Origin of the sequence: Alistipes onderdonkii (genome assembly GCF_025145285.1) — a bacterium.
GTDB classification, from domain to species: Bacteria; Bacteroidota; Bacteroidia; order Bacteroidales; family Rikenellaceae; genus Alistipes; species Alistipes onderdonkii.
On the sequence record NZ_CP102251.1, the window covers coordinates 1,687,317 to 1,708,415 of the forward strand.

Consider the following 21,099-nt stretch of genomic DNA (forward strand, 5'->3'; position numbering starts at 1 on the left):
TTTTTGGTCTGCTGCCGGCTCTTTGCGGATCCTCGCAACCCGCCTCCGTTTACTGTTTCCTTTCGTCGCCCGCCGGGCGGGTCAGCCGGATGCGGGCTTGTCGCGGACGAACAGTTCCCACCCCAGTTCCACCTCGCCCATATCGGCCGCGGCGCCGTTTTCCACACGCGATACAGCCGCAGCCATGCGTAGCATCGTCGTGCGGTCGCGGGTGTCGAGCGGTTGCCCGTCCGGGATTCCGACGGCGTCGGCCACGGCGCGGATGTAGGTTTCGGTGTGGTTTTCCGAAGGCGGCGCCCACCGCGAAATCATGCCCCGGATCGTGTCGAGCCCGTAGCGTATCCGGTAGGTGTCCAGCAGTACGAATATCGCGCGGTAGCCCCATGCAAGGGACTCGAACTGTTTGAACGCCGGGTCGCGCGAGGGGCGCACTTCGCCCTTGTAGCGCACCTTCGACTGGCGGATATTGCCCGGGTTGCAGTTTTGCAGCCCCCTACTCATCGCCCGCCTCCTTTCGGATACGGCGGCGGACATAGCGGCGCAGCCAATGGAACAGCGGTGCATCGGAGAGCTGTGCGGCATTTTCGAGGAACGACCACAGCTCCACGCCGCATGTGAAACCCGTGAAGAGCCGTGCCACGTTCAGCTGCATGAAGTCCAGGACACAGCTGTCTATCAGCCAGGCCATGGCGATGGCCGTGACCGTAAGTCCCAGTTTGAGCACCGTGCGCCAGGCCTCGCAGCTTTCGAAATACCAGGTGTGCCCCTTGCGGCGGGCAGCGGCGCGGCTGGCGGCTACGCCCGAGAGGAAGTCGATGCCGATGAATGCCATGGCACATGCCACCAGCGGGCCTATGGGGGCGAACAGGGCGATGAAGCCCGCCGTGAGGCCGCTAATGAGTCTGTATAAGGTTTCCATCGGTCGTGCAGCGTTTGAGGATGTTGTTGTCGGGATCGTACCCGGGAAATTCCGCGGCATGTGCTTCGAGGTGTTCCGCAGCGCGGCGCAGGAGCGTGCGGGCCTGGCGGCGCAGGCTGCGTTGCAGTTCGCGCAGCGACTGGGCGTCGGCCGGCTGGTAGGAGCCCGATTTGGGGGCTACGGTGCCGCACTGTCCGGTGCGGATGTCGAGCCGCGGCTGTACGGCGATGCGGGTGAAGAGCGCTACCGGGGCTGCGAGGTATTCGGCCGTGAAGCCGGCATGGAGGCCTGCGAGCAGTTTTTCGTGGAATGCCCGTCCGATGACGGGCACGATGTAGCGTTGTTCGGCCGCCGCGATGTCGCCTTCGCCGATGGCTTCCGGCGCAAGGTACTCCCCGTCCGTAAAGGCCGATGCGACGGCTTGTGCAGGGGTGATCAGTGTGTTCATGATTGTCGTAGTTGAAATGAGTGTTCGAGTGCCGCCGGAGGCGGCGAACGGCAAATTTCGAAAGGCCCGGAGAACCGGCCTTATTCTATGCTTCGTATGTTGTATTTCGTGATCTCCGACAGGAACGCCTGTTGGCGCTCGTCGTCGGGGTCGTAATCCAGCCCGTCGGCCTTGCGGGCTTCCCAGACCTTCATGTAGATGGGTTTGGAGCGCGTCGGCGGACGGTTGATGACCTGTAACGACGAGGCGTCTATCCCCAGAATGGACGTGATCGCCTCGCGCACGGGCTCCGTCAGTTCGGCCTGCTCGCCGAGGATGACCGTGTTGAGCGCCACTTCGTACTCGTGCAGGATACGCTCGGCGCTGAATCCCGAGGCGTAGTCCAGTCCGCTCAGCGTCCGGAACCATGAGTGTGCCACGACGATGTCCGACACGGCCTGTTCGTGCAGCGCCTGCCAGTCGCCTTCGTTCTGCGACGCGATGGGGATGAAGCGTGAATTGTCGCCCTCGCCGCCGTCGCGGATGACGAACATCACCTGCCCGGGGTTGCCTGCGAATTTCTGTTCGGCCAGCCGTACGATGCGCTCGGCTTCGGATTCGTTGTCCACGGTGCTGTCGAGCATCATCACGCCCGAGAGCTGGAACGAGTTGTCGAGCCGCGAGATGTTCCATTTGTCGGTCTTGTAGGCGATGGCCGAGACGTTGAACCCTGCGATATAGGGCGGTACGCCGTAGTGCTCGAACATCGGTTCGTAGTCCTTGTAGTGGATCATGGCCCTCAGCGTGCCGTCCTCCTGCCGTTCGAAGGTCGGGTAGAGGGGCAGCGTCCGTGCCTCGGCGGCGTTGAAGGCCGCCCAGTCGTGGTGCAGGAGGATGTGCGCCGAATCGCGGGCCACGCGGCAGCGCGAAGCGTCCTGGTGGTGGAACGCGAGGAATGAGTGTTCCGCGTCGGTCACTATTTCGAGGAAGGCGTTGCCGAACAGGGCCTTGTCGAAGGCCAGCTTGTTGAGCACCTGCCGCAGGCTCTCCCCGTCGCCGTTCACACGTCGGATGAAGGCTGCGAGCAGGGGTTCATGCCCCTCGTCGCAGGAGAACCCCTTGCCCGAGATGTAGTCGGCCTTGTCGTTGATGATGCGGCGGTGCGTGACCGAACGCCGGGCCATCAGCGCCAGGGCATTGGGGAAGAGATTGTCGTCGCCCCAGCGCCAGAACTTGTCGCTTTGGACGCTCCCCGCACCCGATGTGATATATGGGTCGTCCGCACGGTTGGCGACCGCTACGGCCGGCTTGAATTTCTGTTTTCTGCTCATGCTTCTTGTTCTTTGAGCTCGGCGGCCGGGTCGGTGTCCTCGCTCGCAAGCGTCAGGACGGCCGGTGTGCCGTCGAGGGGTTTGATGCCCGACTCCATGGCGAAGGAGCCCGGGCGCAGGGGTTGCGAGGTGCCGAAGCGTGCCGACCATCCCGCCAGCAGCCGCTCGCCCGAGGCCATCGTGACCAGGGCTATGAGCCCTTCGGTCTCGGCTGCACGGCGGAGTGCCGGGGTGAAAGCCTCACGGAACGCCTCGCGGCCCACGACCAGCGTGAGCGTGTGGCGCACGCGCTGCGGCCCGGCGTCGGTGTCGAGCCGTTCGGCATAGGACGAGCGTTGTTCGGCGAGTGGCAGGGCGGTGAGCTGCGTCGCGTCACGGAAAATCGCTTCGGCGCGCCCGTCCGCCGCCACCGCCGCCCGCAGGAGGTTTCCTGCGGGGGTGACCGTGACGGCTGCGACGCCCCCAGCCGGTTTGCGGGGTGTGGAGGCTGCCATCGTTATGCCGGGTTGTAGGCGTAGGTCATCAGCGTCTCGTCGAGCACGTCGCACCCGGCCATGAAGACGGCACGCTGGCGGTTTTCCATCAGGTCGGGGTTGTACCACATGCGCACTTCGTTGCCGGGGAAATCGGCCGTGTTGACCGCCAGTACCAGGTTGCGGCGGTCGGTCAGCAGGCAGAACGACTTGTGCAGCGACGTGCCGGTGAGGTAGGAGCCCAGACGCACGTCCACGAGCGGTATGCCGTGGTAGGCGAGGCTCGGACGGCCTTCGGTGGTCGCCATGTAGGCGGCATCGGCACTCTTGCCGTCGAGGTATTTCTCGAAAGCGTAGTAGATGTCGGACGTGACGAAGAAGGCGAGCTGCCCGTCGGCCTTCATGTCCTTGACACGCTCGTCGGCGTTCATCCAGAGGTCGTCGAGGACGGCGACTACCTTCTCGGGATCGGAGAAATCCTCAGCCTGGCAGATCGAGTTGTAGAACTTCTCCTGCATGGCTCCGGCCTTCACGGTCTTGAGGAACCCGTCGAAGGTGTTGTAACCCGATGCCGCCGAGGTGTCGCCCACCCACATCGTGGCGCGGATGCTTTCGGCGACGGCCTGTTTGAAGAGTGCCGTCTCGGCCTGTTCGAGTTCGGTGCCCGTCAGGTCGTCCATGTTGACGTCGGCGCGTGCGGCGATCTTTTCATAGACCAGCGAGAAATAGTCGGCGGCCGAAAATCCCAGTTCGGCCTTCACGCGTCCCAGGCTGATGGTCTTTTGCAGCTTGGTCGCTGCGTTGCCGCCCGTCCATCCGGCAGCGGAGTATTTCTGGAGGACGTTGCGCTGTCCGTCCCAGAGCTGGATGGTCGTGGGTACGGGCATGTTATAGAGTACCCGTACGCCCAGTTCGCGGGCGGAGTCGCCGCTCAGGATCGGGCGGAAAAAGATGGTTTCGAGGTCGGAACCGGTGTACTGTTTTGCACTTTCTAAGAAACTCATGGCTGATTTGTTTTTGGTGTTGGGTTATGTCGTGTGTGAATGTCAGATGCCTTTGAAGCGTTTGGCGTCTTCGGCGTAGGCGCGTTGGTTCGCCGTCCGTACCGTATCGCCGTACGACGGGTCTTCGCGCGGTTTGGTGCAGGTGGGCGAGGCGTTCTGCTGCGCCTGCCGTATGGCCGTGGCCGAGCGGCGCAGCAACTCCTGCCGTTCTCCCGCGGTGAGCAGTACATTGCGGTCGGCGGGAAGCTCCTCGCGGCGGTTGAGCCCGATGCCTGCGAGCAGCCGCTCCCAGCCGCGGGCGATATTCCCCGCCAGCGAGGGTGCCGTGCGTTCCCCGTTGTCGGTCACCGTGTCGGCGAGCCCTGCTGCGACGGCCTCTTCGGGCGATAGCCAGCGGCCGTTGCCGTTGTTTTCGGCCATCAGCGCCTCGAACTCCCCGGCCGGGCGGCCGGAACGGGCGGCATAGACCGCGGCGATGCGCGTGTCGGTCTGGCGGAGCAGGTCGAGTTTTCCCGCTATCTCTGCGGCGTTGCCTTCGGCGGCACAGATGGCCGTGTGGATCAGGTAGAGGGCGTTGGCCGAGATTTCGCGGCAGCCGGGCGATGCGGCCTGTGCGATGATCGTCGCCGCCGAGGCCGTGTAACCGTAACAGCGGGTGGTGATGTGCGCATCGAGCGAGCGCAGCGCGTCGTGGATCAGGAGTGCGTCGTTGACGTCGCCGCCCGTCGAGCGGATGTCGACCACGATCTGCGGGGCGTCGATCCCGGCGATGCGCCGCACCGTGTCGCGGAACTTCTCGTAGGTTGCGACGCGCGCTTCGGGCTGGTCGAACTGCCACTCTTCCGGTACGCCGATGGTGCCTTCGATCTCGATGCGGCAGACGCCGGCGCTGTTTTTGATTTGGATTTCCGATTTCATGTTTCAGGATTTGTACGTGTTGTAATAGTAGCTGCGCACCTTTTCGTAGGAGCAGCAGAATTCGTCGGCCGTGACGTGCATGGCCTCGCAGCGGGGTACGCCTTCCTCCGCCAGCCGGTCGACCCGTGCCCGTACGGCCCGCTGTTCGCAGGCCCGCAGGTTGACCAGTCCCAATCCGAACAGCCGTTCGACGGCCTGTTCCCCTTCCAGGCCGCCTATTACGTCGAGCAACACTTCGGCGAGCCGTTTTTCGTGCCGTGTCATCATCCTTCGCTCAGGCGTGTGAAGGTGCATCTGGCCGATGCCGCCTGCGGGTCGTAGCTTTCGATAGCATGGAGCGTGGCGCGGATTTCCTCGCCCCCGGTGTCGAGCCGGAATACCGAACGCAGGTCGGGCATCCCGGTGCCGGGCGTGAAGAGGCTTTCGAATTCGTGCGGCGCGAGCCGCAGCGAGAGGGTGATGCGCTGGCAGGTGGCTTCCTGTGCTGCCTGGCGGTCGTAGCGATGGTGCAGGCCGCGGATGCCGTCGCGGTCTTCGAAACAGAGCGTGAAGCCCTCCGTCGCTGCGTCCCCCGTGAAGTGGAATGCCGCGAGCGGGTATTCCGCCAGCCCCGACGGATACCCCCAGCGTTCGCCCGCGGGCAGCGGGTGCAGCCCGGCGAAGCGCACGATACGGGGCGTGAAGTTGGTGCCGTCCTCCTGCACGTCATCCCGGTCGCCGACCTGCATGATCTGCGCCGAGGGGGCGTTGGCATAGTGCCCTGCCTCGCTGAGCGTGGGCCGGAAGAGGGGGTTGCGCAATACTTGGTCGCCCTCTCGTGCGGCATAGGAATCGGTGCGGACGCTCCACTCCCCGAAGGGGCTCCCGGCTCCGGCATTGAAACGGTTCACGGCGCCGTCGCCTTCCTGGTATCCCCATGTGCGGCTTTCGTGGATTTCGGGGGCGATGTCGGCCAGCACCACAGGCTGCGAGAAATCGCTTCTGTCGCGCCAGTCGGCCGTGGTTCCGCTGCCGAAAAATTCGTCGGCGGGTTCGATGCGTACGGTCTTGGTCTCCTCCTCGGTGTGGAACCTCAGGTTGAAGAGGTGTTGCAGCGCTTCGAGCAGTGCCGACTGCCGGATAGGATGCCGGGCGACGTCGGCGAAAGTGATTGCGGAGCCGTAGCCCGGTGCCGACGAGAACCGCGGTCGGAGTGAACACTCCTTGTGGAGCGTAAGCGACATTCCCTCCTCTGCGCCGTAGAAATAAATCCGGTCGAAGAATTTGGGCGATGCGGGGGCGATGCGTTCCGGGGCGGTTCGTACCCGCAGCTCGACGGTCGTCCGTCCCGATTCGGTGACGTATCCGTCGTACAGCGCCCAGTCGCCCGCATAGCGTACCCAGCGGGTGCCGCTGCGGATGAGCAACACGGGGTCGGCGACGGTGCCCGAGGCCGGGGTCGTGACCTGCGCCGTGCGCGCCGAAAACTCCGTCCAGAGAGCCTCTGCCACTCCATCCTTCGTGTAGGCCAGGCGGTACTGCGCCCCGTCGGTGTGGTCGAACACGATAGCCAGGTAACGGTGCCCGGGGGAGATGTCCGGCCGGTGGTCTTCATATCGGTTCGCCAGCGTGAAGGGCATGTCGGCGCCCGTCCCGAGGTAAACCGAGTCGAATCCCCGGAGCCGCTCACGCGTCAGGATACGGTGGTCGGTGGTGTATTTCAGGTAGTATTCGAAGCCCGCACTCACTTCGGTCGTGGGGGTGAAGACGATGCGCCCCTTGTCGAACCCGAAGCAGTTGCCGTTGTTGCAAAGTTCGGGAATCGGCTCCCCGTCGGTGTCGAGCGTCTGCGGCGTGGCCGTTTCGACGATGTTGCCCACGCTGTTGGCCGTTGTGGTCGGGTTGGCCGACACCCGCCCCAGGTGGTTGCCCTGTGCGGTGGCCGGAGCCAGCCTGCGGGCGTAGAAGCCCATCCGCGCAGCAAGCGCCGCCGTGTCGCGCGACGGGTAGGCACCGCTCATGTAAAGCGAGCGGAACTCCGGACTGCCCGTGAAATTGCTTTCGATGCGGTAGCCGGCCTCTGCGAAGATCGTCTCGACGAGCGTCGCCACGTGCAGGAAGGGATGGTAGTCGTCCACCGAGAGGATCCTTTCGGCCGGCAGCAGATCCGACGGGCTGTTCTGTTGCGGGTATTCGTCGCGGCGGATCGGGAAAAACTTTACGGGCGAATCGTCCGTCCAGCTGGCCGAGACGGTCGACGGGAGCAGGCGCGCATGATAATCGATGCCCAGGGCGCTGAACATCCGCCAGGCGGCATTTTTCGCCCAGCGGGCACCGCCTTCGCGGATTTCGATCCGGTACCCCTCGCCCGAAGCTTCGAGCAGCCGTACCGTCCCGGACAGTAACTTTGCCCCTTCGGCCGAGAGCACAGCCCTGTGGAGCGAGGCGTTGAACCGCCCTGCGGTATGCGGGTCGCGGGCGAATCCCAGAAGCGCTTCGTTACGGGGCGTCGCGGGGAGCGTGAGCTCCTGCGACCTGCCTTCCCGTGCGGCTTCCACGTCCGCGAGTTCCGCGGCGGCGTAACCCCCGACGGCGATGGGCTCCCCGGCCAGGTCACAGGGCTTCGAGTCGATCGTCAGTTCCATGGCATCCCGGTTTTACGTTTGGGACGGATTTCGATTTCGAGGCAGGTCACGGCGCCATGCCGGTGCAGGACGCTCTTTTCCGTAACGACGTCGACCGCCGTGTAGCCGTCGTCCCCCGCCAGCCAGACGTCGGGCGAGGTCAGGACTTCGGAAAGCCCTTCGAGGGCCGCCCGGGGTTCGTAGGCCGACACGAGCACCGTCCGCCGTTCGGTACGGGTTCGGGCGACCAGATGCCCTTCGGCTCCGTATGCCCGTTGCCTGGTTGTTTCGACGGACTCCGACTTTTCGATCGGGAAGGTGTAATGTTCGATCCCTCCCGCGCTGCTGCGCCAGGCCAGCCGCCGGGCTCCGGAGAATGCGGGGATGACCGTGTAGGCGACCGAGCCGCAGGCTCCGGCGTCTACGGCCAGGGTTTCGGCTTCGGGAAAGTCGCGCGTGTCGAGCCGGAAGACATGCAACCCTCCCGTGGCCGTGCGGTAGCTTTCGGCGGTCGCGGTCGTCCCGGCCTGTGCCGTGACGGTCACCGTGACGGCTTCGTCCGAGAAGAGCGTCAGCTCGTCGCACTCGCCGTGCGAGATCAGGCGGACGAGCGGCATCGAGGTCAGCAGGGCGGGTGCTGTTACGTTTGTCCGGCAGGGGAGGAACGTTCGCAGCGGGGAGTGGACGCTCGGAGCCGTCCCGGCCGCTTGTGCCGTTTGGGCCTCGATGTAGGCTGCTACACTACGTCCGTCTGCCATGTGGAATCCCGTGCTTCCGGTCGTCGGAACGAACGCGACGGCGCGCCGCAGGTAGGGGGCGGCATCGAACGAGGCGGACGTGACTCCGGCGAAGCGTTTGGCGCCGATCAGCGTGCCGTTTCCCGCATCCGCGATGCGCAGGTCGAGGGTGGCGGTTTCCGGCGTGGTGACGGTGTAACGGAGTTCCCCGCCGAGCGGGGCGTACTCCGGCGGAATTTGTGTGAATGTCATTTGGATAGATGTTTGGGGTGTTGTTGCGGCGGATTGCACGACGTTGCCCGTTGCCGTCCGCAGCGTGCCGGCCGTTCTGTTGCGTGCCCGTAACCCGGGCGGGGTTGCGGCCGTGCGGACGGCGACGGTGCGCCATGCTAAAACCACGTTACGATGCGGGCGGTGGCGGTTTGCGAAATTTCGCCGTGCGGGGTGAGCGAGAAAGAGCGCGGGCGGACGGAGAGCCCTTCGACGGCGAGAATGCGTTCGTCGAGCGAGAGCTCCGCGAAGATCTCGATCATCTGTGCCTCCATTTCGGCCAGTGCCGTGCGCCGCTCCGCAGGGGAGATGCGTGCTCCGGGGCGGAGCAGGTGCAGCGTCATGTCATAGGTCGCCCGTCCGTGAGTGCGCCCTTCGACGGCGTGCAGTTCCGGGGGTGCCAGCCATGCCGCGGGGTAATTCCGCACGGTGTGGCCCATGTCGTCCTCCGGCCCGGTGTAGAAGGTGTAACCCCGTTGTGCCGTGAGCTTTTCCGCCGCACCCTCGAGGTGGGTGCGATTCATTGTTGATAAACAGGTTGAAAGGTTGTTGAAAAACGAAAATAACAATTCGTAAACGACTGGCAATGAGTTCTGTCCTGATGTCGATAACTTGTGCACTGTGCACCGTGCGGTGTGAATTGTGTGGCAAATATACGACGGCGTATACCCCCTTGTCAAGAGGTGAAAGCACTTTTTCTAAAATTTGTGGAAAAACTCCCGAATTTTGATTACCTTTGCAACATCGAACCAACAGTTTTATACCCTTATGGATGATGGTCATAGTTCCACGTATAGCGGCCGTGTCGTATCTCAATACGATACCGTTCATCTATGGTATCGAGCACGAAGGTAACCTCCGTGCCGAACTGCTGTTGTCTCCGCCTTCCCTCTGTGCAAAGAATTTCGCCGAACACAAAGCCGACATCGCACTGGTGCCGGCCGCAGCCGTGCCGTCGCTGGCGGATGCGCAGGTAGTGACCGAGTACTGCATCGGAGCCGCCGGCCCCGTGCGGACGGTGGTGCTCCTGAGCAACGAGCCGATCGAAAAGGCGCGCCGCGTATTCCTCGATGCCCATTCGCTCACGTCGGTGCAACTGGCCGGCTACCTGCTTGCAAAGCACTGGAAAGTCACCCCCGAATACTATACGCTCGAAGATTATGCGCAGCTGGGACACGCCCTGCCGGGCGATGCCTTCCTGCTGATCGGCGACAAGGTCTTCGACCACGAAGGACGTTTCGCATACTCGTACGACCTGGCCGCCGAGTGGAAAAAGGTTACGCGGCTGCCTTTTGCGTTCGCCGTCTGGGTCGCCCGCAAGGGTACCGACCCCGACCTCACGGAGGGGTTGCAGCATGCGCTGACTTTCGGTATCGAGCACACCTACGAGGCCATTCTCGAACATGGTTTCGACAACAAACCGTACGATGCGTATGCCTACCTTACGCAGAATATCGACTATATTTTCGACAATCAGAAGCATAAAGCGCTGCAAAAGTTCTGGGACTCGGGTATCAAGGTAACCCCGAGGGCCAATCCCGGCTGAAGAGCTTAGCGGACAGCCGATCCGCCTCTCTGCCGAACAGGATTTTTAACTTTAAGAAGGAGAGCGTTTTATGATTACAATTTACCTCAAGCAGTACAACAAGATTATCCGGAATGCCGACACGAAGCTCTTCGACGAGCTGGGTTACGACGACATTCTGTGGATCGACATGCTTCTGCCGACCATTAAGGAGCAGAAGGCCGTCGAGAATTTCATGGAGATCAGCCTCCAGACCAAACAGCAGGTCGAGGAGATCGAGTCCACGTCGAAATATTCGGAGAACGAGAATGCCATCATATCCAACTCTAACTTCTTCGTGCCGACGGGCGATACGTTCATCGTCGAACCCGTGTCGTTCATCATCTCCAACGAGGGTGTGCTGGTTTCGGTGCGCAGCGCCGAGTTCCGTACCTTCCGTGAAACGGAAAAACGTCTTCAGATGAACTACCGCAGCTATTCGACGGGCTACCACCTTTTCATTTCGCTGCTCGAGGTGCGCATCGATTTCGACGCCGACCTGGTGGAGCTGATCGCCAAGCAGGTCGCGGCGCTCTCGAAGGACATCAACTCCGAGGACTCGATCGACAAGGCCGTCCTGCACCGCATCAGCGCCCTGCAGGAGAGTACGATGTCGCTGCGCGAGAATATCTTCGACCGCCAGCGCGTGTTGTCGGGCATCCTGCGCTCCGAGCGCTTCCCGAACGATATCTACCCCCGCCTGCAGCTGATGATCAAGGACGTCAACTCGCTGATCAACCATGCCGATTTCAGCTTCCAGCGACTGGACTATATCCAGGACGCCGCGCTGGGTCTTATCAACATCGAGCAGAATGAGATCGTCAAAATTTTCTCCGTGGCCGCGGTGATCTTCATGCCCGCGACGCTTATCGCGTCGATCTATGGCATGAACTTCAAATTCATGCCCGAGTTAGACTGGACGCTGACGCTCGGAAACGGCTGGAACATCCCCCTGGGCTATATCTTTGCCATCGGCCTGATGATCTTCTGCTCGGCGCTGACCATCTGGTATTTCAAATACAAAAAGTGGCTGTAATACGGCTGGCCGGAGCGCTGTCCTCGTAATCGGTACGGCCGGAGTTCCAGTGGTTTTTTCGGTGGTTTCTTGCGGGAATGCTGCCGGCATTCCATGCTTGGTATTTCATTCCGGCATCCAGCTTCTTCCCTTCCCTCCTCTCGGCTCCGGTTCCCTTTTCCGTTTCCGGAGGCTCGCTTTTTCAGCCCTTTTCGCCCCTTCCGTTTTCCTCCTCGCGCATCCGTTTTCCGGCGCTCCCCGTTCCACGCTTTCCCGCTCGGGTTTTCTCTTCTTTCTTAAGAAAGAAAGAGAATGTGGCCTTTTCCCCGCAAATTTCGTATATTTGCAGGCTATAAGTTGTGTCCATGCTCGAAAAACTTGCAAAACAGACTGCCATCTACGGCATCAGTACCATTGCCGTAAGGTTCCTGAGCTATCTGCTCACGCCTTACTATACCCGCATTTTCGGGCAGGAAACCTATGGTATCGTCACGGATATCTACGCCCTGATCCCGCTGGCGCTCACGCTGCTGACGATGGGCATGGAGTCGAGCTATTTCCGCTTTTCGGCCAAGGCCGAGGAGGCGGGCGGTGATGTGAAGGCCGCCAAACGCAGGCTTTTTGCCACGACATGGGGCGTCACCTCGCTTGCCGCCGCCGTTTTCTTTGTCGTCGTCGCCTTCTTCCGCGACGGGATTTCGCACCTGATGGGCGAGGCTTATGTGGCACATCCCGAATACATCGTTTGGGTAGGGCTCATCATCCTGTTCGACGTCTGGTCATGCATCCCCTTCTCACGGCTGCGCGAGCAGGGACGGGCGTTGCTGTTCGTCGGACTCAAGGCGTTGGGCGTCGTGCTCAATGTCGTCCTGGCTGTGGCATTCGGCCTCGCCGGGCTTTTTTCCACCGGGTTCGGCGTGGGGTGGGTCTTCGTCGCCAACCTTGTCGCCAGTGCTCTGACGTGGCTGGTAATCCTCGCCACCGTCGATCGTACCGTGCCCAAGATCAACTGGGCCCTGCTGGCCGCCGTTTTCGCCTATTCGCTGCCATTGCTCATCGGTGGGCTGGCGGGTACGGCCAACGAGTTCATCGACCGCCAGCTGATCAAATACCTCGTGCCCGAGGGGGCCATGGCGGAGCTGGGGGTTTACGGCGCTATCACCAAGATCGCCGTGGTGATGATGCTTTTCTACCAGATGTACCGCCTTGCCGCCGAGCCGTTCTTCCTCTCGAACTTCAAAAAGTCCGATTTCGTGCAGATGAACGCCGCGGCGCTGAAATACTATGTCATGGCCTCGATGCTGATCTTCCTGGGCATCGCCCTGTTCCGCGACCTGTTCGCGCTGATCGTGGGACGCGATTTCCGCGAAGGGATCTTCATCCTCCCGGTCGTGCTCGGGGCCAACGTGCTGACGGGCGTGTGGCTCAACCTCTCGTTCTGGTACAAACGCGAGGAAAAGACCTCGCTGGCAATCGTCGTCACGGGTGCCGGGCTCGTCGCCATGATGGCCTTCGGTTTCTGGTTTATCCCGCTGTGGGGATACTACGGGGCTGCCTGGGCCCGGCTGGCGAGCGAGTCGGCGATGGTGGGGGTGAGCTGGTGGCTCAACCGGCGTTTCTACCCGACGCCCTACGACTGGCGGCGCATCGGCGAGTATGTGGCCGTGGCGCTTGTGGTCTTTGCGGCCTGCGAAGCTGTGGCGGCCTTCGACGGCAATAAATTGATAACCTATGCGTTTAATATAGTGCTGTTTGCGACTTATGCCGCCTACCTCGTCCGCCGCGAGCGGATTGATGTGGGGGCGATGCTGAGAGCGGCGCTGAAACGGAAATAGACAATGCCGAGACACCTGCATATCCGAACCGTGCTTGCCGGGGCTGTTTTGGCCGCGGCCTTGCTGTCTACGGCCTGCGGCGGGAACCGCCCTGTCGTGACGGGGCCGGCCGAGGTGTTGCTCCATACGACGGCGGGCGATATACGCCTGGAGCTCGACGGACGTACGCCCCGGCATCGCGATAATTTCCTGGAGCTGGCGCGCGAAGGGTTCTTCGACTCGTTGCTTTTCCATCGGGTGATCACCGGCTTTATGATACAGTCGGGCGATCCCGATTCGCGCCGCGCCCCGTCCGGGCAACCCCTCGGCCTGGCCGATGCAGGGTGTGAACTGCCTGCCGAGATCGTCTATCCGGCGCTGGCCCATACGCGCGGCGCATTGGCCGCAGCCCGGACGCCGGATGACGTGAACCCCGAGCGGAAATCGTCCGGCAGCCAGTTCTACATCGTCTGGGGCAAGCCGATGGACGACGGGGAGCTCGACCGGGCGCAGGAGCGTGTTCGGGCCGGGACGAACGGGCGGGTCACGATCCCCGACTCGCTGCGGGCATGCTATGCGACGCTGGGCGGTACGCCCCATCTCGACGGCCAGTATACCGTTTTCGGACGTGTGACCGAGGGGCTGGAAGTCGTCGATGCGATCCAGCGCGCCGAAACCGATTCGCTCGACCGTCCGCTGGCGGATGTGCGTATCCTGCGTGCGGAAGTGGTACGGGAACCCGAGGTAAAAAGATAAGGCGATGAAACGGGATGCGAAAGGGAAGGCCTTGGTGCTGGCGATGAGTTTCGTGCTCTTCATGGGAGGTGTATTTGCGCTTTCTATGGATCGCGGCAACGGCCGTACGATCGTCCTGGTATTCGTTGTGCTGGCGCTGCTGGCTATCGCCGCCCAGCAGACGATACGGAGTTTGAAGAAGAAAAAGGAGTAGAAGATATGCGTTTTGCAGATATAACGGGACAGGAGGATCTGAAACGGCATCTGGTGCAGAGTGTCGATGCAGGGCGGGTGAGCCATGCCCAACTCTTCACAGGGCAGGCGGGTGCGGGTGCCCTCGCCCTTGCCGTGGCCTATGTGCAATACCTTTGCTGCCACCATCGCCATGACGGCGATTCGTGCGGCGAGTGTCCCGACTGCAGGCAGATCGCTGCGTTGGCGCACCCCGACCTGCACCTGGTTTTCCCGGTCAACAAGCAGGGGAAGAAATCCGGCGAGGTGATGCGCAGCGATGAGTTCCTGCCGCTGTTCCGCGCGGTTTTCTCCGAAAACGGCGGCTATTTCTCGGCGCAGGACTGGTACGAACGCCTCGACCTTGGCAAGACGCTCAAAGGCATGATCGCAGCCCGTGAGGCCGACGAAATCATCCGCAAACTCTCGTTCAAGAGCTTCGAAGCCGACTATAAGACAATGCTGATCTGGCTCCCGGAAGCGATGAACGAGGAGGCGGCCAACAAGATCCTCAAGATCCTGGAGGAGCCTTGGGAAAAGACGCTTTTCCTGCTGGTTTCCGAGCAGCCCGACCGCCTGTTGCCGACGATCATTTCGCGTACGCAGGAGGTCTCCGTGCCGCGCATCGCACCCGACGTTCTGGAGCGTGTGGCCCGCGAGCGGGGGATCGCCGATCCGGTGAAAGCCCGTAACATGGCCCGTCTTGCGGGGGGCGACCTGCTGGAACTGAAACACCTCGTGGCCGGCGAGAGTGATGCCTTGCGGAAAGAGAATTTCGACCTCTTCTGCGGGCTTATGCGGCTGAGTTATAACGACAAACATCTGGAGCTCGTCGCCTGGGCCGAAGATGCCGCACAGCTTTCGCGCGAACAGCAGCGTGCCTTCCTGCGGGATGCCGCGCGCCTGCTGCGCGAGAGTTACATGCTCCATGCGGGCATCGGCGAAGTCTGCTACCTCTGGGGCGAGGAGCTGGCTTTCTGTACTAAATTCGCCCCTTTTATCGGATCGCAGAATATAGAACCGCTCATCGGCGAGATCGAAAGCGCTTTGGCGCAGATTTCGCAGAATGGCAATCCGACGATCGTATTCACCCATTTTGCCCTTGCGGTGAGCAAAATGATAAAACGACTCTGACTTATGGCACGTGTAGTACTTCTTACCGGCGGCAATACGGGCGACGTGAAACGGACGCTCCAGGCTGCGCAACAACTCATCAACGCCCGCGTGGGCGCCGTGCTGCGTTGTTCGCACCGTTACGAAAGCAAGCCATGGGGCTTCGATGCCGAACAACATTTTTCGAACCAGGCGCTTGAGGTCTCCACCGACCTGCAACCGCTCGAGGTGCTTGAGGCCGTGCAGGCCATCGAGCAGGAACTGGGCCGCAACCGCGCGGCCGAAGCGGTCGAGAAAGCCCGTACGGGCGTGACCTACACCTCGCGGCCGATCGACATCGACATCCTCTTCTACGACGACGAGGTGATCGCAAGCGAGCGGCTCACCGTTCCCCACCCGCTTCTCTCCGAGCGGGAATTCGCCCTGGCCCCGCTGTGCGAAATCATGCGCCAGCGCCGCCACCCGGTCACGGGGCAGACCATGGAGGAGATGTACGAGGCCCTGCGCCCGAATGAAAATTAAAAAAGAGAGAACATTGAAAAGGGGACGAATAATAACGTTGTTCACGGCCGTCGTGCTGTTCGCGGGATGTTTCAAGGAGGTCTCGTACAGGACGGACTATGTGCTCAAGCCGCTTGTGCAGGAGAACTCGGGCGATGTCGCCCAATTGCTTCCCGAGGGGAAGGCGCAGGCTTTTGCCCATGCTGCCGACACGGTCTTTTGGGAGGTCGCTTCTTACGAAGACGCCCTGGCCGGGATCATTACGCGGCGGGACAACCCGTCCGAAAAACAGACCGTGCCGCTCGTGACGGCCGAACCCTACCAGCAGGAAGGGATTGCCGGATGGCTCTCGATGCGGATCGACAAACCGTCGGTAATGGTCGTCGCGGTCGATACCGAGCACAGGATTTACGGCTATACCCAGCAGGAGATCGCCGAGAATTTCCCCAAGCTCTACGTTTCCGTCGTCTTCAAGCCGTGGAAGGAGGGGACGGAATACAAGGACGGCAACTGGATTTTCCGCAACCAGTTCTATGTGCCTCCGACCTATCTCGATTGTTACATCGCACCTTCGGTGCAGGCCGAGGAGGGCGGCGAAACGACCGAGCCCTCGAAACTCAAGGCCTATGCCTATGCCGTCGATACGACGGCGTGGAGGATCGCCTCGTATGTCGATGCCGCGGCCGGTGTCATCACCTCGAAGAACGACCCGTCGCAAACCCGTTCCAACCCCAATTTCACCGCCTCGAAAGAGGAGTCGGGCGATTACGGCATGGAAGTGAGCAGCTCGACGCTGATGGTGGTCGTGGTCGATCAGACCAACGAGGTTTACGCCTATTCGAAGCAGGAGGTCGACCTCGACGGCGAGCCCGTGACCTTCCCGATCGTCTTCCGCACATGGCGCCCGGAATACCTCTATGTCGAGGAGGGCTGGCGTGTGGTCAATGAAAAGAACGCCGACCCGGAACAGGAGGGTTCGGATACAAGTAAATGATAACGATGGATATCCGCAAAAGACATATCGTCCGCACGCTGCGTGCCGCCGTGCTGCTGCTTTTCGTTTCGGCCTTTCTGAGCCGTTGCGCGAGCATGATGACCCCCACGGGAGGGCCCCGCGACTCGTTGCCCCCGGTCATCGTGAACATGACGCCCGACAACTTTTCGACCAACCGGCCGCTCGTGAACCACGAGAAGATCTACATCGAGTTCGACGAGTTCGTGCAGCTCAAGGATCAGCAAAAGGAGTTCTTCACCTCGCCGCAGATGAAGAAGAAACCGCTCGTTTCGCTGCGCGGACGGGGGGTCGTCATCCAGTTGCGCGACACGCTCGAGGCGAATACGACTTATGCGCTCAACTTCGGCAGCGCCATCCGTGACAACAACGAGGGCAACCCGCTCTACTCGATGCGTTATGTCTTCTCGACGGGGCCCGAGATCGACTCGATGGTCATGTCGGGTTATACGGCCGACAGCTATAAGGCCGACTCCGTGTCGAAGAGCTTCATCTGGTTCTTTCCCGCCGATTCGGTGGAAAATGTCGCCGAATACGACTCGACGATCTTCAAGTACAAGCCGGCCGTCATCGCCCGCGCCGAGAACAACGGTATCTTCATCGCCCAGAACCTCAAGCCGATCGCTTACCGCGTCTATGCCGTCCAGGACAAGAACGACAACCAGATTTATGAACCCGGTTCCGACCAGGTAGGCTTCCTCGAAGGCACCTACAACCCCCGTGAGCAACCCGATTTCGCCATGTGGTACGATTCGATCCGCCAATATGTCGTGGCTGAACCGCAGCTCTACCTGCGCATGTTTACCGACAGGGCGTTCCGGCGCCAGGTGCTTTCGCAGTCCGAACGTCCCCTGCAACACAAGGCGATGCTCTATTTCGCCGCCGCACACCCGCAGATCGAGCGGATCCGCTTCGACAGCATCCCCGAGGATCGGGTCATCTTCGACCCGCAGACCGTCGGGCGCGACACCATCGCCCTGTGGTTCAACATGCCTTCGTCGGCACTTCCTGATACGATCAAGGGCGAGATCACCTATTTCAAGCACGATACGGTCAATGTCCTGCAATCGGTCACCGAGCCCTTGAAACTGGCCTGGAGGTTCATCGAGACCAAAGAGCAGGAGAAGGAGCGCGAGAAGCTCGAACGCGATCGCCGCAAGGCCGAGGCCGCGGGCGAGGAGTGGGTCGAACCGAAGAAGGAGAACCCCTTTGCCTACAAACTCCCGCTGTCGGGCGAGGTGAACCCCGAGAACCATCTGACGATGGATTTCGACTATCCGCTTACGAAGCTCGATTCGGCCGCCATGCTCCTCACGCTTACGCATCCCGACAACAGCATCGAGGATATTCCCGTGCGTTTGGTGCGCGATACGGCGCAGTTGCGCCGCTATTATATCCGTGCGCCCTGGAAAACCGGCGGGCAATATACCCTCACCATCCCCGAAGGGGCCATTACCGATGTGGCGGGATTCTCCAACGACTCGATCATCGGCAAGTATACGGTGCTCGACCCCGAGAAGTTCGCCACGGTGAAGATCCATGTCACGGGTAAGGACGATGGTTCGAAGTACATACTCCAGCTGCTCGACGGCAACAACGCCCTCAAACAGGAGAAGCGCGACGTCACCACGGGCGACTGGCAGTTCAATTTCGTCCCGGCCGGAGAAATCAAGTTCCGTGTCATCGAGGACAAGAACGGCAACGGCAAGTGGGACACGGGCAATGTGGTCGAACGCCGCCAGCCCGAACGCGCCGAGATCTATGCCAACGACGAAGGCGAAGATACCTTCGCCACGAAAGCCAACTGGGAGGTCGAGTTCTCGATTGACATGAACACCCTGTTCGCCCCCGTGACGATGGAGTCGCTTTCGCGCACGCTCGAGGAACGTGAGGCCCAGCGTCTGCGCCGCGAGGCCGAGAAACGCGCCAAGGAACCCAAGAAGAAAGGCCACAGCCACGATAACAACCAGAATAATAACCGCATGAACAACAGCATGAACTCTACGGGCGGCATGTTCAATAATTTCCGATAGCGCGATGATGAAGAGACGATTCAAAAACCTGTTGTTGTTCGCGGCCGCCGTCTGCTGCTGGCAGGGCGTTGCGGCGCAGCATACGCTCGGTTTTACGGCCGGTTACGGCATGGCCAGCGCCCGCTTCGACCCTAAACAGGAGATGAAGGGGATGTGGGGTATCTATACCGCCGGCCTTACATGGCGCTACTATGGTGCGCAACGCTTCGTGGGCGGTTTCGGTATCGACCTCGAATTCCTGCAACAGGGTTTCTCCTTTGCGACCAATGCCTCGCTGGTCGAGGAGCCGAAGGATTTCCGTTACTATACGCGCCATATCAATTCGGTCATGTTGCCCATCGTCTGGCAGCCCCACGTCTATATACTGCGCCACCGCGTGCGCGTTTACCTCGAGGCTGCGGCCACCTTTTCCTACCAGCTTTCATCGGACTACGAGGATGAGAGTGCCAAGGCTTCGGGAATGACCGACTGGAAGGGGGATTACAACTACAAGACGGCCCGTGACAGCCGCTGGGGCTACGGGCTTGCGGGCGGCGGCGGTATCTCCTTCCTGATACGCCGCTTCGAGATCAATGTCCGCGCCCGTTATTACTTCGGGCTTTCGGACGTCGTCCGCAACCGCAATAAATATGCGGACAACGGCATCGACGGTTCCGAAAACCCGTTCTGGGCTACACCCATGCGTTCGCCGCTGGACAACCTCACCATTTCGGTGGGGTTGAGTTACCGCTTCAACAAGGAGGGCTTCTCGACCTGGAAACCGCGTCCCAAACGCGAAAAGAACCGCGAAGTCTTCAAATACGGATTATAAATATTCAAGCCATGGAAACCACACGACAGCAGAAAATCGCCAAACAGATACAGAAGGACGTGGCCGAGATCTTCCAGAAGGAGGGTGCAGGCATCGTCCGCGGGGCGCTCGTCACGGTCACGGCCGTGCGCATCTCGCCCGATTTCGGCTATGCCAAGGTCTACGTCAGCATCTTCCCCTTCGACCGGAGTGCCGCGACGATGAAGGAGATCGAGCACCAGAACTGGTTTATCCGCCGCGCCCTCGGGCAGCGGATCCGCAACCAGGTCAAGAATGTGCCCGAGTTGCAGTTCTTCCTCGACGACTCGCTCGAATACATCGAGCATATCGAAGAGGCGCTCAAGCACGACAAGCCCGAATAGCTCCCGCTTCCCGACGCCATGTTGCCGCAGTTTTTCGCCCGCCGCTACCTTTTCTCGCCCAAATCCCGTTCGGTCGTCAACCTGATCTCGGGGCTGAGCGTGGTAGCTGTCGCGATGCCTGTCGCTGCGATGATCATCCTGCTTTCGGTCTTCAACGGTTTCGAAAGCCTCGTGAAGTCGATGTATTCGGCCTTCGACGCCGACCTGACCGTCTCGGCGCGGCTGGGGCAGACTTTTCCTGCCGACGCGATAGACACGGCCGCCGTGGCACGGATTCCCGGGGTTGAAGCGTTTTCGTTCGTCCTCGAACAGAGTGCCCTGCTGGAACATGCCGGGCGCCAGGCTACGGCTACGGTGCGGGGTGTCGACGATGCGTATGCCGCGGTGTTTCCGCTCGACAGTGTCGTTTCCGCGGGTGAATACCGGGTGCGCCTGGGGGATATCGAACGACTCGTCATGGGGCAGTCGATGACTTATATGCTGGGCATCCGCTCGCTTGCCGATGCCGATGTCAATGTCTACGCCGTGCGCCGGGGTTCGTTCTCCTCGCTGCTGCCTTTCGACAACTATACGCGGCGGACGGTGCCCCTCGGCGGGGTTTATTCGCTCGACCTGGAGACGGAGCGGACGTATGTCCTGGCGTCGCTGCGGCTGGCACAGGAGCTTTTCAGCCATCCCGGCCGTGTCTCGGGGCTCGTCGTCCGCCTGCGGGAGGGGGCCGATGCGGAGCAGGTGCGTCAGGCTCTGGCGCGGCAGACGGGCGGTGATTACCGCGTCCGCACGCGCCACGAACTGCGGGTCTCCTTCTACCGGATCATGACCTATGAGAAATGGGGTATCTTCTTCATTTCGCTGCTGGTACTGGTCATCGCGTCGTTCTCGGTCGTCGGGGCGTTGGCGATGCTGATCGTCGACAAGCGGCGCGACATCGTGACACTGCGTGCGCTGGGAGCCGATACGTCGCTCGTGCGGGCTATTTTCCGCAGCGAAGGGTTGCTCATCTGTGGCCTCGGCGCTGCGTGCGGGGCGTTGCTGGGCGTCGGGCTGAGCCTCTTGCAGCAGCACTTCGGCCTGATCGAAATCCCGGCCGAGACGCTTCTTGCCAAGAGCTATCCCGTCGAATTCCGTCCGGGCGACCTGCTTGCCGTGCTGGCGGCCTTCGGCCTTGTCGCCTATGTTATTTCGAACATTACCGTGCGCAGCATGGTGAAACATAATGCCTGATT

At 61.4% G+C, this 21,099-nt stretch carries 23 protein-coding genes; 12 read left to right on the top strand and 11 right to left on the bottom strand.

Annotated elements, in window-relative coordinates:
* Positions 1-81: 81 nt before the first annotated feature.
* The 11 genes from NQ559_RS06990 to NQ559_RS07040 form a co-directional block, all read right to left on the bottom strand.
* A complete protein-coding gene (locus NQ559_RS06990; protein WP_018695520.1) occupies positions 82-501 on the bottom strand; it encodes a structural protein in 420 nt (139 codons plus the stop codon).
* Positions 494-919: a phage holin family protein gene (locus tag NQ559_RS06995; protein ID WP_018695519.1), complete on the bottom strand. Its 426-nt coding sequence runs from the start codon at positions 917-919 to the stop codon at positions 494-496. Before NQ559_RS06995 ends, NQ559_RS06990 begins: the two co-directional genes overlap by 8 nt.
* Positions 894-1,367 (bottom strand): DUF6712 family protein, encoded by a 474-nt coding sequence (locus tag NQ559_RS07000; protein ID WP_018695518.1) that lies wholly within the window; start codon positions 1,365-1,367, stop codon positions 894-896. Before NQ559_RS07000 ends, NQ559_RS06995 begins: the two co-directional genes overlap by 26 nt.
* Positions 1,368-1,447: 80 nt before the next feature.
* Positions 1,448-2,677 carry a phage portal protein gene (locus tag NQ559_RS07005; RefSeq protein WP_018695517.1) on the bottom strand — a complete coding sequence of 410 codons (1,230 nt, stop codon included), beginning with the start codon at positions 2,675-2,677 and terminating at the stop codon, positions 1,448-1,450.
* Positions 2,674-3,171, bottom strand: a complete 498-nt coding sequence (locus NQ559_RS07010; RefSeq protein ID WP_018695516.1) for a hypothetical protein — start codon at positions 3,169-3,171, stop codon at positions 2,674-2,676. The genes NQ559_RS07005 and NQ559_RS07010 overlap by 4 nt, the downstream gene beginning before the upstream one ends.
* 2 nt (positions 3,172-3,173) lie before the next feature.
* Positions 3,174-4,154, bottom strand: coding sequence for a hypothetical protein (locus tag NQ559_RS07015; RefSeq protein ID WP_018695515.1), 981 nt, complete (start codon positions 4,152-4,154; stop codon positions 3,174-3,176).
* A gap of 42 nt (positions 4,155-4,196) precedes the next feature.
* Positions 4,197-5,072 (bottom strand): Clp protease ClpP, encoded by an 876-nt coding sequence (locus tag NQ559_RS07020; protein ID WP_018695514.1) that lies wholly within the window; start codon positions 5,070-5,072, stop codon positions 4,197-4,199.
* Between the two features lie 3 nt (positions 5,073-5,075).
* Positions 5,076-5,339: a hypothetical protein gene (locus NQ559_RS07025; RefSeq protein WP_033395184.1), complete on the bottom strand. Its 264-nt coding sequence runs from the start codon at positions 5,337-5,339 to the stop codon at positions 5,076-5,078.
* A complete protein-coding gene (locus NQ559_RS07030; RefSeq protein ID WP_018695512.1) occupies positions 5,336-7,696 on the bottom strand; it encodes a hypothetical protein in 2,361 nt (786 codons plus the stop codon). The genes NQ559_RS07025 and NQ559_RS07030 overlap by 4 nt, the downstream gene beginning before the upstream one ends.
* A complete protein-coding gene (locus NQ559_RS07035; RefSeq protein WP_018695511.1) occupies positions 7,687-8,664 on the bottom strand; it encodes a hypothetical protein in 978 nt (325 codons plus the stop codon). Before NQ559_RS07035 ends, NQ559_RS07030 begins: the two co-directional genes overlap by 10 nt.
* A 137-nt stretch (positions 8,665-8,801) precedes the next feature.
* Positions 8,802-9,206 carry a hypothetical protein gene (locus NQ559_RS07040; RefSeq protein WP_018695510.1) on the bottom strand — a complete coding sequence of 135 codons (405 nt, stop codon included), beginning with the start codon at positions 9,204-9,206 and terminating at the stop codon, positions 8,802-8,804.
* 248 nt (positions 9,207-9,454) lie between these two features.
* On the opposite strand from NQ559_RS07040, the gene NQ559_RS07045 reads away from it, so the two are divergent.
* From NQ559_RS07045 to NQ559_RS07100, 12 genes are all read left to right on the top strand, one after another.
* A complete protein-coding gene (locus NQ559_RS07045; protein WP_018695509.1) occupies positions 9,455-10,228 on the top strand; it encodes a menaquinone biosynthetic enzyme MqnA/MqnD family protein in 774 nt (257 codons plus the stop codon).
* A 70-nt stretch (positions 10,229-10,298) separates the two neighbouring features.
* Positions 10,299-11,282: a magnesium transporter CorA family protein gene (locus NQ559_RS07050; protein WP_018695508.1), complete on the top strand. Its 984-nt coding sequence runs from the start codon at positions 10,299-10,301 to the stop codon at positions 11,280-11,282.
* Between the two features lie 344 nt (positions 11,283-11,626).
* Positions 11,627-13,096 (top strand): lipopolysaccharide biosynthesis protein, encoded by a 1,470-nt coding sequence (locus NQ559_RS07055; RefSeq protein ID WP_018695506.1) that lies wholly within the window; start codon positions 11,627-11,629, stop codon positions 13,094-13,096.
* 3 nt (positions 13,097-13,099) lie between these two features.
* The gene (locus NQ559_RS07060) at positions 13,100-13,831 is read left to right on the top strand and encodes a peptidylprolyl isomerase (protein WP_018695505.1); all 732 of its coding nucleotides are present in this window, start codon (positions 13,100-13,102) and stop codon (positions 13,829-13,831) included.
* Between the two features lie 4 nt (positions 13,832-13,835).
* Positions 13,836-14,024 (top strand): hypothetical protein, encoded by a 189-nt coding sequence (locus NQ559_RS07065; protein WP_018695504.1) that lies wholly within the window; start codon positions 13,836-13,838, stop codon positions 14,022-14,024.
* Between the two features lie 5 nt (positions 14,025-14,029).
* A complete protein-coding gene (locus tag NQ559_RS07070; RefSeq protein ID WP_018695503.1) occupies positions 14,030-15,175 on the top strand; it encodes a DNA polymerase III subunit in 1,146 nt (381 codons plus the stop codon).
* 3 nt (positions 15,176-15,178) lie between these two features.
* Positions 15,179-15,676: a 2-amino-4-hydroxy-6-hydroxymethyldihydropteridine diphosphokinase gene (folK, locus tag NQ559_RS07075; RefSeq protein ID WP_018695502.1), complete on the top strand. Its 498-nt coding sequence runs from the start codon at positions 15,179-15,181 to the stop codon at positions 15,674-15,676.
* Between the two features lie 13 nt (positions 15,677-15,689).
* Positions 15,690-16,649 carry a hypothetical protein gene (locus NQ559_RS07080; RefSeq protein WP_026318302.1) on the top strand — a complete coding sequence of 320 codons (960 nt, stop codon included), beginning with the start codon at positions 15,690-15,692 and terminating at the stop codon, positions 16,647-16,649.
* 5 nt (positions 16,650-16,654) lie between these two features.
* Positions 16,655-18,700 carry an Ig-like domain-containing domain gene (locus NQ559_RS07085; protein ID WP_026318301.1) on the top strand — a complete coding sequence of 682 codons (2,046 nt, stop codon included), beginning with the start codon at positions 16,655-16,657 and terminating at the stop codon, positions 18,698-18,700.
* A 4-nt stretch (positions 18,701-18,704) separates the two neighbouring features.
* Positions 18,705-19,511 carry an outer membrane beta-barrel protein gene (locus tag NQ559_RS07090; RefSeq protein WP_026318300.1) on the top strand — a complete coding sequence of 269 codons (807 nt, stop codon included), beginning with the start codon at positions 18,705-18,707 and terminating at the stop codon, positions 19,509-19,511.
* A gap of 11 nt (positions 19,512-19,522) precedes the next feature.
* Positions 19,523-19,873, top strand: a complete 351-nt coding sequence (gene rbfA / locus NQ559_RS07095; RefSeq protein ID WP_018695498.1) for a 30S ribosome-binding factor RbfA — start codon at positions 19,523-19,525, stop codon at positions 19,871-19,873.
* 18 nt (positions 19,874-19,891) lie between these two features.
* Positions 19,892-21,097, top strand: a complete 1,206-nt coding sequence (locus NQ559_RS07100; RefSeq protein ID WP_018695497.1) for an FtsX-like permease family protein — start codon at positions 19,892-19,894, stop codon at positions 21,095-21,097.
* Positions 21,098-21,099 lie beyond the last annotated feature (2 nt).